The organism is Pseudomonas sp. BC42 (assembly GCF_021560055.1).
Classification (GTDB): Bacteria; Pseudomonadota; Gammaproteobacteria; order Pseudomonadales; family Pseudomonadaceae; genus Aquipseudomonas.
Genome location: NZ_CP091067.1, coordinates 366,380 through 378,489, shown reverse-complemented (window position 1 = coordinate 378,489; position 12,110 = coordinate 366,380). Strand labels below are relative to the sequence as shown.

Genomic DNA, 12,110 nt, shown 5'->3' with positions numbered 1-12,110 from the left:
TAGCCACCCCCTGAAACCGGAGCCCGTCCATGTCTGCCGAAATCGCCTACCTGCAGGATTCCCTTCAGCAACAGGACGCGCTGCAAACACTGTTCGAAGCCCAGCGCCGGGCCTTTGCCGCCAACCCCATGCCGCCCGCCGCGCAGCGCCAGCAATGGCTCAAGTCGCTGCACGATCTGCTCAACAACGAGCGCCAGGCACTGATCGACGCCATCAGCCAGGACTTCAGCAACCGCAGCGCCGATGAAACCCTGCTGGCCGAGCTGATGCCCAGCCTGCACGGCATCCACTACGCCCGCAAACACCTGAAGAAATGGATGAAGCCGTCCCGCCGCGCCGTGGGACTGGCCTTCCAGCCGGCCTCGGCCAAGGTGGTCTACCAGCCCCTGGGGGTGGTCGGGGTCATCGTGCCGTGGAACTACCCGCTGTACCTGTGCATGGGCCCGCTGGTCGGGGCGCTGGCCGCCGGCAACCGGGTGATGCTCAAGCTCAGCGAGTCCACCCCGGCCACCGGCCAGTTGCTCAAGCAACTGCTGGCGCGGGTGTTCCCCGAGGACCTGGTGTGCGTGGTGCTGGGCGAGGCCGAAGTGGGCATGGCGTTTTCCAAGCTGCGTTTCGACCACCTGCTGTTCACCGGCGCCACCAGCATCGGCAAGCATGTGATGCGCGCCGCCGCGGAAAACCTGACACCGGTGACCCTGGAACTGGGCGGCAAATCCCCGGCCATCGTCTCCAGCAGCGTGCCGCTCAAGGACGCCGCCGAACGCATTGCCTTCGGCAAGACCCTGAACGCCGGGCAGACCTGCGTCGCCCCGGACTACGTGCTGGTGCCGGAAGAACGGGTCGGCGCCTTTGTCGAAGCCTATCGCCAGGCGGTCCGCGGCTTCTTTCCGACCCTGGCGGACAACCCCGACTACACCGCGATCATCAACCAGCGCCAGTTGAACCGGCTCAATGGCTACCTGAGCGACGCCACCAGCAAGGGCGCGCTGCTGGTGCCGCTGTTCGAGCAGAGCCAGGAGCGCCGACTGGGCCACAGCCTGCTGCTCAACGTCACGGACGACATGAGCGTGATGCAGGACGAGATCTTCGGTCCGATCCTGCCCATCGTGCCTTACCGGACCCTGGATCAGGCCTTTGCCTACATCACCCAGCGCCCGCGTCCCCTGGCCCTGTACTACTTCGGTTACGACAAGGCCGAACAGCAGCGGGTGCTCAACGAAACCCACTCCGGCGGCGTGTGCCTCAACGACACCCTGCTGCATGTGGCCCAGGACGACCTGCCGTTCGGTGGCATCGGCCCGTCCGGCATGGGCCACTACCACGGCCACGAAGGCTTCCTGACCTTCAGCAAGGCCAAGGGCGTGTTCATCAAGCAGCGCTTCAATGCCGCGCGCCTGATCTACCCGCCCTATGGCAAGTCGATCCAGAAGCTCATCCAGAAGCTGTTCATTCGTTAACCAGTACAACGCCGGGTAATAACAACAATGACCCCTAGCCTGTCTGCAACACCCGCACTGTCACGGCGCGGCCTGCTGAAAATCGGCCTTTGCGCCAGCGCCTTCCTGGCCACCGCCGGGCTCGGCGCCAGCCTCAGCGGTTGCTCCGCCAGTACCCCCGCCAGCGGTTTCAGCATGCTGCGCAGCCATGACCTGCCATTCCTGCGGGCGCTGATTCCGGTGATGCTCGAAGGCGCAGTGGCGGCGGACAAGATGCCCGCCGCCGTCGAGGGCACCCTGGCCAGCCTGGACAATGCCCTGAACCACCTCTCGCCGGAGATGTTCAAGCTCACCCAGCAACTGTTCGATGTGCTGGGCATGGCGGTGACCCGCGGCCCGCTGACGGGGATCTGGGGCAGTTGGGAGAACGCCAGCGCGGACGACATCCGGCACTTCCTCAGCCGCTGGGAAAACAGCGTCCTGGCCCTGCTGCGCATGGGCCATGCCTCGTTGCTGCAACTGGTGATGATGGCCTGGTACACCCGCCCCGAGTCCTGGGCCCATTGCGGTTATCCCGGGCCACCGAAGGTCTGATCGGGTGGTGTAGACGCTGCCACTGGCTGCGCGAGCGCTGGGTTCGCGGGGCGATGGGGCAGCGGCTGGGGATCGTCAAGCAAGGCCCTGCGGGCCTTTTCGCAGCTTCGCAGGCTCAGCAGCGGCTACAGTGGATCCGCGCCGAGCCTTCAATAATAAGAGAGCATCCGATATGCCTGTACCTGATCTGTTCCGCGAAGGCCTGAACCGTGGCTGGAAAACCTACAACGGCGCGCAGCTGGAGCAGGACCTGACCCTGGAAGCCGATGTCGCCATCATCGGCAGCGGCGCCGGTGGCGGCACCACCGCCGAAATCCTCAGCGCCGCCGGCTTCAAGGTGCTGCTGATCGAGGAAGGCCCGCTCAAGACCAGCGACGACTTCAAGATGCTCGAGGACCAGGCCTACACCAGCCTTTATCAGGAAGGCATCGGGCGCATGAGCAAGGACGGCGCCATCACCATCCTCCAGGGCCGGGCCGTGGGCGGCACCACCCTGATCAACTGGACATCGAGCTTTCGCACCCCGGACCCGACCCTGGAACACTGGGCTCGGGAGCACGGGGTGGTGGGCCACAGCTCGGCCGAGATGGCGCCCTGGTTCGAAAAGATGGAACAGCGCCTGGGTGTCGCGCCCTGGGTCATGCCGCCCAATGCCAACAACGACGTGATCCGCAAGGGCTGCGAAGCCCTGGGCTACAGCTGGCACGTGATTCCGCGCAACGTGCGTGGCTGCTGGAACCTGGGCTATTGCGGCCTGGGCTGCCCGACCAACGCCAAGCAGTCGATGCTGGTGACCACCATTCCGGCGACCCTGGAGAAAGGCGGCGAACTGCTTTACCTGGCCCGGGCCGAGCGCCTGTTGATCAAGGATGACAAGGTCAGCGGCCTGCAATGCCAGGCTATGGACGCCCGCTGCGTCGCCCCCACCGGGCGCACCATCACGGTCAAGGCCAGGCACTACGTGCTGGCCGGCGGCGGCATCAACAGCCCGGCCCTGCTGTTGCGCTCCGATGCCCCGGACCCGCATTCGCGGCTGGGCAAGCGCACCTTCCTGCACCTAGTGAACTTCTCCGCCGGGCAGTTCGACGAGGTGATCAACCCGTTCTACGGCGCGCCGCAATCGATCTATTCCGACCATTTCCAGTGGCAGGACGGCACCACCGGCAAGATGTCCTACAAACTTGAAGTGCCGCCCCTGCAACCGGCCCTGGCCAGCACCCTGCTGGGCGGTTTCGGGCCGCAGAGCGGGCTGTCCATGGAGCAACTGCCCCACACCCACGCCATGCTGGCCCTGCTGCGGGACGGCTTCCACCCCGACAGCACCGGCGGCAACGTCGAGCTGCGCGGCGATGGCACCCCGGTGCTCGACTATCAGGTTTCACCCTACGCCTGGGATGGCCTGCGCCGGGCCTTCCACAGCATGGCGGAGATCCAGTTCGCCGGTGGCGCCAAGGCGGTCAAGCCGCTGCACAGCGATGCCCGCTTCGCCAAGACCCTGGGCGAAGTGCGTGCGCAGATCGACGGCCTGGACCTGGCCCTGTACCGCACCCGCCTGGGCAGCGCCCACGTGATGGGCGGCTGCGCCATGGGCGAAGACCCGAAAATCGCCGTGGCCGACAGCCTCGGGCGCCACCATCAACTGCACAACCTGTCGATCCACGACGGCTCGCTGTTCCCCACCAGCATCGGCGCCAACCCGCAGCTGTCGGTGTACGGCCTGACGGCGCAACTGGCCACGGCCCTGGCCCAGCGCTTGAAAACGGCGTGAAACAGCCGGGAAATTTCGGCGTCCATCGGGCTTTCTTCTCTAAAAGGCGACTTGGCCGACCGGGAAGGCTGCGATACCATCCGACTCCCCAACGGATTCCCGCCAGGACGACGCGATGAACCGAGTGTTGTACCCAGGTACCTTCGACCCTATTACCAAGGGCCACGGCGATCTGGTCGAGCGCGCCTCGCGGCTGTTCGACCACGTGATCATCGCCGTTGCCGCCAGCCCCAAGAAAAACCCGCTGTTCCCCCTGGAGCAGCGCGTGGAACTGGCGCGCGAGGTGACCAAGCACCTGCCCAACGTTGAGGTCGTCGGCTTCTCCACGTTGCTGGCGCATTTCGCCAAGGAGCAGAACGCCAATGTCTTCCTGCGCGGCCTGCGGGCGGTTTCGGACTTCGAATACGAGTTCCAGCTGGCCAACATGAACCGCCAACTGGCGCCGGACGTGGAAAGCCTGTTCCTCACTCCGTCGGAACGCTACTCGTTCATTTCCTCGACGCTGGTGCGGGAAATCGCCGCCCTGGGTGGCGATATCACCAAGTTCGTCCACCCCGCCGTCGCCGACGCGCTGACCCTGCGCTTCAAGAAGTAAGCCCCTTGGCCCCGCTGCGGGGCCATTGCCAGACGCCAGCCATCACGCCCGCGTGCACTGCGGGCGTCAATACGGCACAATTGCGCGCATTCGTTTTTACATGCCCGGGCCTGCCGCCCAGGCCGGAGTCCCCCATGTCCCTGATCATCACCGACGATTGCATCAACTGCGACGTCTGCGAACCCGAGTGCCCCAACGCGGCGATCTCCCAAGGCGAAGAGATCTACGTCATCGATCCGAACCTGTGTACCCAGTGCGTCGGCCACTACGACGAGCCGCAGTGCCAGCAAGTGTGCCCGGTGGATTGCATTCCGCTGGACGAAGCGCACCCGGAAACCGAAGAAGAGTTGATGGCCAAGTACCGGAAGATCACCGGCAAGGCTTGAGTGATGGAAACTCGTTTCGGCTCCCACAACCCCTTGTAGGAGCCGGCAGGCCGGCCAAGCGCCTCAGCTCTGGCAACGCGGGCAATAGACGCTGGCCCGCTGGCCGAGCTTGATTTCCCGCAGCCCCGTGCCGCAGACCTTGCAGTGCTCCCCGCCACGCCCGTAGACGAACAGCTCCTGCTGGAAGTACCCCGGCTGGCCGTCACCGCCGATAAAGTCGCGCAAGGTGGTGCCGCCACGCTCGATGGCCGCCGCCAGGATGCGCTTGATCTCGATCGCCAGTTGCAGATAGCGACCGCGGGAAATGCCCTTGGCTTCACGACGCGGATCGATGCCCGCGGCGAACAGCGCCTCGGTCGCATAGATGTTGCCCACCCCGACCACCACCGCGTTGTCCATGATGAACGGCTTGACCGCCATGGAGCGGCCCCGGGACAGCTGGAACAGGCGCTCGCCGTCGAACAGATCGGTCAGCGGCTCCGGCCCCAGGCGCGCCAGCAGCTCGTGGTTCAGCGGGTCCAGGCTCCAGAGCATGGCGCCAAACCGGCGCGGGTCGGTGTAGCGCAGGGCTAGGCCCGACTCCAGTTCGATGTCCACATGTTCATGCTTGGCCGCCGGCTGGCCGATCTCCACCAGACGCAGATTGCCCGACATGCCCAGATGACTGATGAGGGTGCCGACTTCGGCGTTGATCAGCAGGTACTTGGCCCGACGATCCACCTGGACGATGCGCTGCCCGGACAGGCGCACGTCCAGATCCTCGGGAATCGGCCAGCGCAAACGTCGCTCACGAACAATCACCCGGCTGACCTTCTGGCCTTCCAGGTGCGGCGCGATCCCGCGCCGGGTGGTTTCGACTTCCGGTAATTCAGGCATCTTCGACTCAGGCACTCATTGCGATATGAACAGTCAGTGTGCGCCCAGCTCGCGCACGGTTTCCTTGAGGTTCTCGAAGTCGTAGTCCGACAGGCCGACGTAATCGAGAATCAGGTGGCCGATGCTGTTCCACTCGAAATCCTGGGTCTGGTTGCCCAGCACCCGGTAGGAGGCGCAGATGTGCTCGGCCATCTTCAGGATCGCCAGCAGGTTCTTCAGCTGGCTGTTGCGCGACGACTCGTCGCTGAAGATCGCCAGGGCATTGTGGTGATTGGCGATGGCGTTGGTCACGTGTTCTGGCAGGCGCCAGGACTTGGCGGTGTAATAGCCGACCACCGCGTGATTGGTGTTGAAGGCACGGTTTTCCGTGTCCACCACCCGCTGCTCGGGTCCGGCACTGCCGTAGGCCTCTTCCAGCACCGCCATGTAGTCGGGGAAGCGCTTGAGCATCAGCGGCACGCCGCAGTCATGGAACAGGCCCAGGGCGTAGGCTTCGTCCACCGCTTGCGAGCCGGTGCGCTTGGCCAGGGTCAGGCAGGTCATGGCCACATCCTGGGCGGTGTCCCAGAAGCGGTTGAGGGTGACGATGGTTTCATCGCTCATCTCGCCCTTGATCGACTGCGCATTGATCAGGTTGATGATCGAGCGGCTGCCCAGGAGGTTCACCGCCCGCTGGATCGAAGCAATCTTGTTGCTCAGCCCGTAATACGGCGAATTGACGATCTTCAGCAACGCCCCAGACAGGCCCGGGTCCTGGGAGATCAGCTTGGCGATCACCTCCAGATCGGGATCGGGCATGTACTGCTCCATCTGCAAATCCACCATGATTTGCGGCTGAGGCGGCACGCTGATGCCTTGCAGGGCCTGCTGAATCTGTTCGGCTGATAGCTCTTGGGACATAAGTACACACTCTGGCTGAGGCGGCGATTCTAACCCCTAACGTGCCAATGTTGGGCGAACGGACAGGAACTTTACCCTGCGCCTTTAGCCGCAGGTCCATTGGCCGTCGCTGAAGTTGCGCAGCAAGGTATAATCGCGCCCTTTTTTCCGGAGCGACGTCATGTCCCTGCCAAGCCTGCGCCTCAAAGCCAACGCCGATCGCCGCCTGCGCGCCGGCCACCTGTGGGTCTACAGCAACGAAATCGATGTGGCCGCCACCCCACTGCACGGCTTCAAGGCAGGCGACCAGGCGCTGCTGGAAGCCGCCGGCGGCAAGCCTCTGGGGGTCGTGGCCATGAGCCCGAACAACCTGATCTGCGCTCGCCTGCTGTCGCGCGATGCCAAGCTGGCCCTGGACAAGTCGCTGCTGGTGCATCGCCTGAACGTGGCCCTGTCCCTGCGCGAGCGCCTGTTCGACAAGCCGTTCTACCGCCTGGTCTACGGCGACTCCGACCTGCTGCCGGGCCTGGTGGTGGATCGGTTCGGCGACATCCTGGTGGTCCAGCTGGCCTCGGCCACCATGGAACAGCACAAGGACGACGTGATCGCCGCCCTGGTCCAGGTGCTCAAGCCCAGCGGCATCCTGTTCAAGAACGACTCCGCCGCCCGTGACGCCGAAGGCCTGGGCCGCTACGTCGAAACCGTGTTCGGCCTAGTGCCGGAGTGGGTCGCCCTGGAAGAGAACGGCGTGAAGTTCGAAGCCCCGGTGATGGAAGGCCAGAAGACCGGCTGGTTCTACGACCACCGGATGAACCGCGCGCGCCTGGCGCCTTACGCCAAGGGCAAGCGGGTGCTGGACCTGTTCAGCTACATCGGCGGCTGGGGCGTGCAGGCCGGCGTGTTCGGCGCCAGCGAAGTGTTCTGCGTCGATGCCTCGGGCTTTGCCCTCGATGGCGTGGAGCGCAACGCCGCGCTCAATGGCATTGCCGAGAAGGTCACCTGTGTCGAAGGCGACGTGTTCGAAGCCCTGAAAGAGCTGAAGGCCGCCGAAGAACGCTTTGACGTGATCGTGGCCGACCCGCCCGCCTTCATCAAACGCAAGAAAGACCTGAAGAACGGCGAAGGCGCCTACCGCCGCCTCAACGAACAGGCCATGCGCCTCCTGAGCAAGGACGGCATCCTGGTCAGCGCTTCGTGCTCGATGCACCTGCCCGAGGACGATCTGCAGAACATCCTCCTGACCAGCGCCCGCCACCTGGACCGCAATATCCAGCTGCTGGAACGCGGCGGCCAGGGCCCGGATCACCCGGTGCACCCGGCCATCCCGGAAACCCGCTACATCAAGAGCATCACCTGCCGCCTGCTGCCCAACAGCTGAGCCCCGGCCGACGGCCATTCCCGCCCGACGCGGGAATGGCCAGCGCCAGCGATTGACTTTGCGCGGCCACGACTCGATTCTCGGCACCTTCTCAAGGACCGAGAGCGCGGCACCATGGACCACTCCCCCGCCACCCCGAAAAACACCGCGGCCGTCATTCTGTTGCTGACCATGACCCTGCTCGGGGTCTTCCCGCTGGACGTCATCCTCCCCTCCTTTCCCGCCCTGGCCGAACGCTTCAATACCTCCAGCGCCGATATCGCGCTGTCCGTCAGCCTGTTCGCCATCGGCTTGTCGTTTTCCCTGATGGTGATCGGGCCGCTATCAGACTCCCTGGGGCGCAAGAAGCTGCTACTGGCAGGCATGGCCGTGGCCATCGCCGGGGCGCTGGGCTGCATGGCCGCCACCGAGTACCCGTGGTTCCTGCTGTTTCGCGTGGTCCAGGCCGTGGGGTGTGGCTGCTTCGTGCTGTCCCAGGCGCTGGTGCAGGACCTGTTCGTCGGCCGGCAGCAGGAGCGCCTGCGCATCGCCCTGGTCACCGCCAGCGGCATCTTCATTTCCCTGTCCCCACTGCTGGGCACCTGGTTGCAGGCCCACCTGGGCTGGCAGGGCAGCTTCGGTGTGTTCGTCGGCCTCGGCCTGCTGGTCATCCTCAAGGCCTGGGTCCTGCTGGAGAACAGGCCAGGCACGGCGCCAGGCCAGAGGCATATCCTCGCGGCCTACCGGCTGGTGTTTGCCGACCTGTCGTTTGTCGGCTACTGGCTGATCTCGGCGCTGGCCTTCGCCTGCCACTTTTCGTTCATCGTCATTTCCCCGCTCATTTTCATGGAGCAGTTGCAGCTCACGCCCTACCAGTACTCCCTGGCGCTGCTGTTGTATGGGGCGGCCTATGTGCTAGGCGGGGCCGGCGCCGGGGTGATGAACCGCTACCTGCAGGCCAACACCCAGATCGTCACCGGCCTGGGGCTGATCGCCCTATCCGGCCTGCTGATGCTGCTGTTGCAGCCGTTCGAGCTGTCCGTCGCCACGGTCCTGGTGCCGATGATCGTCTGCACCGCCGGCACCACCATCACCCGCCCGGTGGCGACCTCGCGGGCCATGGGCATCTTTGCGCACAACGCCGGGACCTCGGCGTCGGCGGGCAACATGCTCGTCTTTATCGCTGGCGGCCTGATCAGCGGGTTCATCAGCCTGAGCGCCAGCAATCTGGTGATGGCGCTCGGGCTGTGCTTCCTGGGGCTGAGTGCCATCGCCCTGGGCCTGAACAGCCTGATCAATCGCCGCTATCAGGGCGCTTGCGTCTGAAGATCGCGCAAGCGGCACAAGTCCCTGAGGTAGAGGACAAAGGAGAATGCCAGGGGTGGCCCGGTGAAGTAGCGCAGGGACAGGAACCCGCTCTTGAAGGGATCCAGATGCCACTCGTGGGTCCAGAAATCGAACAGCGCCTGGACCAGCCATGACGCTGACAGGGCCACCAGCATCCAGCTGCCGTCACCCAGCAGCCGCCGCTCGAAGCCCTCGCGTCCCGGCAGCCCGGTGGCGCTGAGCAGCGTCATCAGCAGCAGGAGCGCCACCACGCTGTAGATCACCCCACGCGTGAAGGGCAACTCACTGCTGGCCTGGACCACCACCGCCGCGGCGAAGGCCAGCAGCAGCGCGGCCTTCCAGGTGCGCCACTGGCGCCGCTGCCCGGCCAGCAGCTGCACGAAGCCGCCGCCCGTGAGCAGGGCCGCGCCCACCACGGCCATGGTGCTGCCGGGCCAGTCGCTATGGAGCACCAGCCACATCAGCAACAGCCCCTGCAGCAGGCCGATGCCCAGGTAGAACCTCAGGGATCGCATGTTCGCGGACATTCCAGCTCCATTGGATGATGTTCGAGGGGCGGCGAGTCTAAACCAGGAACCACCGTGCTGGCAGCGCTCAGTGATATCCAGGCAATCGCACGCCGCAGAGCGGCCACGGCATTCCTTCCTGACGCCAGCGGTGTAGAATCGGCGAATTCATCGCCAGTCATCCCCCGGCGGGTTTATGAGCTCAGGCTGAGGCGCGCGGCGATCCCGCGACGTCATCGGCAGCTTTCGGACACACGGCCATTTCTGAGTGTTCCCAAGGTCAATAGAAGCTCACTCCCCATTTGTTCCCTGATTAGCCGCCCGGAGTGCTCCATGCCTGATTACCGCTCGAAAACATCCACCCACGGCCGCAACATGGCCGGCGCCCGCGCCCTGTGGCGCGCCACGGGGATGAAAGATGCCGACTTCAAGAAGCCGATCATCGCCATTGCCAACTCCTTCACCCAGTTCGTCCCGGGGCACGTGCACCTGAAGGACCTGGGTCAGCTGGTGGCCCGCGAGATCGAACGCGCCGGTGGCGTGGCCAAGGAATTCAACACCATCGCCGTGGACGACGGCATCGCCATGGGCCACGACGGCATGCTGTATTCCCTGCCGAGCCGCGAGATCATCGCCGACTCCGTGGAGTACATGGTCAACGCCCACTGCGCCGACGCCATCGTCTGCATCTCCAACTGCGACAAGATCACCCCCGGCATGCTGATGGCCGCCCTGCGCCTGAACATCCCGGTGATCTTCGTTTCCGGTGGCCCGATGGAAGCCGGCAAGACCAAGCTGGCCAGCCACGGCCTGGACCTGGTGGACGCCATGGTCATCGCCGCCGACTCCAGCGCTTCTGACGAGAAGGTCGCCGAGTACGAGCGCAGCGCCTGCCCGACCTGCGGTTCGTGCTCCGGCATGTTCACCGCCAACTCCATGAACTGCCTGACCGAAGCCCTGGGGCTGGCCCTGCCGGGCAACGGTTCGACCCTGGCCACCCACAGCGACCGCGAAGAGCTGTTCCTGCGGGCCGGGCGTACCATCGTCGAGCTGTGCCAGCGCTACTACGGCGACAACGACGAGTCGGTCCTGCCGCGCAACATCGCCAACTTCAAGGCGTTCGAGAACGCCATGACCCTGGACATCGCCATGGGCGGTTCCACCAACACCATCCTCCACCTCCTGGCCGCCGCCCAGGAAGCCGAGATCGACTTCGACCTGCGGGACATCGACCGCCTGTCGCGGAATGTGCCGCAGCTGTGCAAGGTGGCGCCGAACATCCAGAAGTACCACATGGAAGACGTGCACCGCGCCGGCGGCATCTTCAGCATCCTCGGCGAACTGGCCCGTGGCGGCCTGCTGCACACCGACCTGCCCACCGTGCACAGCAAGACCCTGGCCGAAGGCATCGCCCGCTGGGACATCACCCAGACCAGCGACGAAGCCGTGCACCACTTCTTCAAGGCCGGCCCGGCGGGCATCCCGACCCAGACCGCGTTCAGCCAGTCGACCCGTTGGGACAGCCTCGACGACGACCGTGAGAACGGCTGCATCCGCAGCGTCGAGCACGCCTACTCCAAGGAAGGCGGCCTGGCCGTGCTCTACGGCAACATCGCCCTGGACGGCTGCGTGGTGAAGACCGCCGGCGTCGACGAGTCGATCCACGTCTTCGAAGGCAACGCCAAGATCTTCGAAAGCCAGGACAGCGCCGTGCGCGGCATCCTCGCCGACGAAGTGAAGGAAGGCGACATCGTGATCATCCGCTACGAAGGTCCAAAAGGCGGCCCGGGCATGCAGGAAATGCTCTACCCGACCTCCTACCTGAAGTCCAAGGGCCTGGGCAAAGCCTGCGCCCTGCTCACCGACGGCCGCTTCTCCGGCGGCACCTCGGGCCTGTCCATCGGCCACGCCTCGCCTGAAGCGGCGGCCGGCGGCGCCATCGGCCTGGTGCAGGACGGCGACAAAGTGCTGATCGACATCCCCAACCGCTCGATCAACCTGCTGGTCAGCGACGAGGAGCTGGCGGCGCGCCGCATCGAACAGGACAAGAAAGGCTGGAAGCCGGTGGAAGCGCGTCCACGCAAAGTGACCACCGCCCTGAAAGCCTACGCCCTGCTGGCCACCAGCGCCGACAAGGGCGCGGTACGCAACAAGGCCATGCTCGACGGCCTGTGATCGCATCACCCTGAAATGAAAATGCCCCGCCAAGTGCGGGGCATTTTTTTCACCTTGCATCGCCCTTGCGGACGCCTTCGCTGGCTAGCCAGCTCCTACAGCAGCATTCGGGGTGCTGGCGCCGCCACCGTAGGAGCCGGCTTGCCGGCGAATGGGCCGTTGAACCTTGCATCGCCCTCGCGAGCGCC

Annotated in this window: 11 protein-coding genes; 8 read left to right on the top strand and 3 right to left on the bottom strand. The window is 65.1% G+C overall.

Translation table 11 applies throughout. The features are described from left to right. The first annotated feature begins 29 nt into the window (after window positions 1-29). The 5 genes from L1O02_RS01770 to L1O02_RS01750 all read left to right on the top strand — a co-directional run bounded on the left by L1O02_RS01770 (window position 30) and on the right by L1O02_RS01750 (window position 4,782). Window positions 30-1,460: a coniferyl aldehyde dehydrogenase gene (locus L1O02_RS01770; protein ID WP_060841559.1), complete on the top strand. Its 1,431-nt coding sequence runs from the start codon at window positions 30-32 to the stop codon at window positions 1,458-1,460. Window positions 1,461-1,487: 27 nt separating this feature from the next. Continuing rightward, window positions 1,488-2,033 carry a hypothetical protein gene (locus L1O02_RS01765; RefSeq protein ID WP_060841560.1) on the top strand — a complete coding sequence of 182 codons (546 nt, stop codon included), beginning with the start codon at window positions 1,488-1,490 and terminating at the stop codon, window positions 2,031-2,033. A 172-nt stretch (window positions 2,034-2,205) separates the two neighbouring features. Next, complete coding sequence (locus tag L1O02_RS01760; RefSeq protein ID WP_060841561.1) at window positions 2,206-3,801, top strand: GMC family oxidoreductase; 1,596 nt, start codon at window positions 2,206-2,208, stop codon at window positions 3,799-3,801. A gap of 115 nt (window positions 3,802-3,916) precedes the next feature. Continuing rightward, the gene (coaD, locus tag L1O02_RS01755; RefSeq protein ID WP_003176711.1) at window positions 3,917-4,396 is read left to right on the top strand and encodes a pantetheine-phosphate adenylyltransferase; all 480 of its coding nucleotides are present in this window, start codon (window positions 3,917-3,919) and stop codon (window positions 4,394-4,396) included. A gap of 134 nt (window positions 4,397-4,530) precedes the next feature. Next, window positions 4,531-4,782: a YfhL family 4Fe-4S dicluster ferredoxin gene (locus L1O02_RS01750; protein ID WP_007921257.1), complete on the top strand. Its 252-nt coding sequence runs from the start codon at window positions 4,531-4,533 to the stop codon at window positions 4,780-4,782. 63 nt (window positions 4,783-4,845) lie between these two features. Here L1O02_RS01750 and mutM read toward each other — a convergent pair whose 3' ends face one another. Continuing rightward, window positions 4,846-5,658 carry a bifunctional DNA-formamidopyrimidine glycosylase/DNA-(apurinic or apyrimidinic site) lyase gene (gene mutM / locus L1O02_RS01745; protein WP_060841562.1) on the bottom strand — a complete coding sequence of 271 codons (813 nt, stop codon included), beginning with the start codon at window positions 5,656-5,658 and terminating at the stop codon, window positions 4,846-4,848. Window positions 5,659-5,691: 33 nt separating this feature from the next. Continuing rightward, window positions 5,692-6,504 carry an HDOD domain-containing protein gene (locus L1O02_RS01740; protein WP_235760231.1) on the bottom strand — a complete coding sequence of 271 codons (813 nt, stop codon included), beginning with the start codon at window positions 6,502-6,504 and terminating at the stop codon, window positions 5,692-5,694. A 214-nt stretch (window positions 6,505-6,718) separates the two neighbouring features. Here L1O02_RS01740 and L1O02_RS01735 point away from each other — a divergent pair, with 214 nt between their 5' ends. Together L1O02_RS01735 and L1O02_RS01730 are read left to right on the top strand one after the other, a co-directional pair. Next, window positions 6,719-7,915, top strand: coding sequence for a class I SAM-dependent rRNA methyltransferase (locus L1O02_RS01735; RefSeq protein WP_060841564.1), 1,197 nt, complete (start codon window positions 6,719-6,721; stop codon window positions 7,913-7,915). A gap of 114 nt (window positions 7,916-8,029) precedes the next feature. Next, window positions 8,030-9,220: an MFS transporter gene (locus tag L1O02_RS01730; RefSeq protein WP_108545059.1), complete on the top strand. Its 1,191-nt coding sequence runs from the start codon at window positions 8,030-8,032 to the stop codon at window positions 9,218-9,220. On the opposite strand, the gene L1O02_RS01725 is transcribed toward L1O02_RS01730, so the two are convergent. After that, entirely contained in the window at window positions 9,202-9,768 is a 567-nt protein-coding gene (locus L1O02_RS01725; protein WP_060841566.1) for a hypothetical protein, read from the bottom strand. The genes L1O02_RS01730 and L1O02_RS01725 overlap by 19 nt on opposite strands. 312 nt (window positions 9,769-10,080) lie before the next feature. On the opposite strand from L1O02_RS01725, the gene ilvD reads away from it, so the two are divergent. After that, entirely contained in the window at window positions 10,081-11,922 is a 1,842-nt protein-coding gene (gene ilvD / locus L1O02_RS01720) for a dihydroxy-acid dehydratase (RefSeq protein WP_060844889.1), read from the top strand. Window positions 11,923-12,110: the final 188 nt, after the last annotated feature.

Coding starts and splice junctions, on each gene's coding strand:
- L1O02_RS01730 (WP_108545059.1), top strand. CDS start 8,030: ATGGACCACTCCCCCGCCACCCCGAAAAACACCGCGGCCGTCATTCTG.
- L1O02_RS01760 (WP_060841561.1), top strand. CDS start 2,206: ATGCCTGTACCTGATCTGTTCCGCGAAGGCCTGAACCGTGGCTGGAAA.
- coaD (WP_003176711.1), top strand. CDS start 3,917: ATGAACCGAGTGTTGTACCCAGGTACCTTCGACCCTATTACCAAGGGC.
- L1O02_RS01735 (WP_060841564.1), top strand. CDS start 6,719: ATGTCCCTGCCAAGCCTGCGCCTCAAAGCCAACGCCGATCGCCGCCTG.
- L1O02_RS01750 (WP_007921257.1), top strand. CDS start 4,531: ATGTCCCTGATCATCACCGACGATTGCATCAACTGCGACGTCTGCGAA.
- mutM (WP_060841562.1), bottom strand. CDS start 5,658: ATGCCTGAATTACCGGAAGTCGAAACCACCCGGCGCGGGATCGCGCCG.
- L1O02_RS01725 (WP_060841566.1), bottom strand. CDS start 9,768: ATGTCCGCGAACATGCGATCCCTGAGGTTCTACCTGGGCATCGGCCTG.
- L1O02_RS01765 (WP_060841560.1), top strand. CDS start 1,488: ATGACCCCTAGCCTGTCTGCAACACCCGCACTGTCACGGCGCGGCCTG.
- ilvD (WP_060844889.1), top strand. CDS start 10,081: ATGCCTGATTACCGCTCGAAAACATCCACCCACGGCCGCAACATGGCC.
- L1O02_RS01770 (WP_060841559.1), top strand. CDS start 30: ATGTCTGCCGAAATCGCCTACCTGCAGGATTCCCTTCAGCAACAGGAC.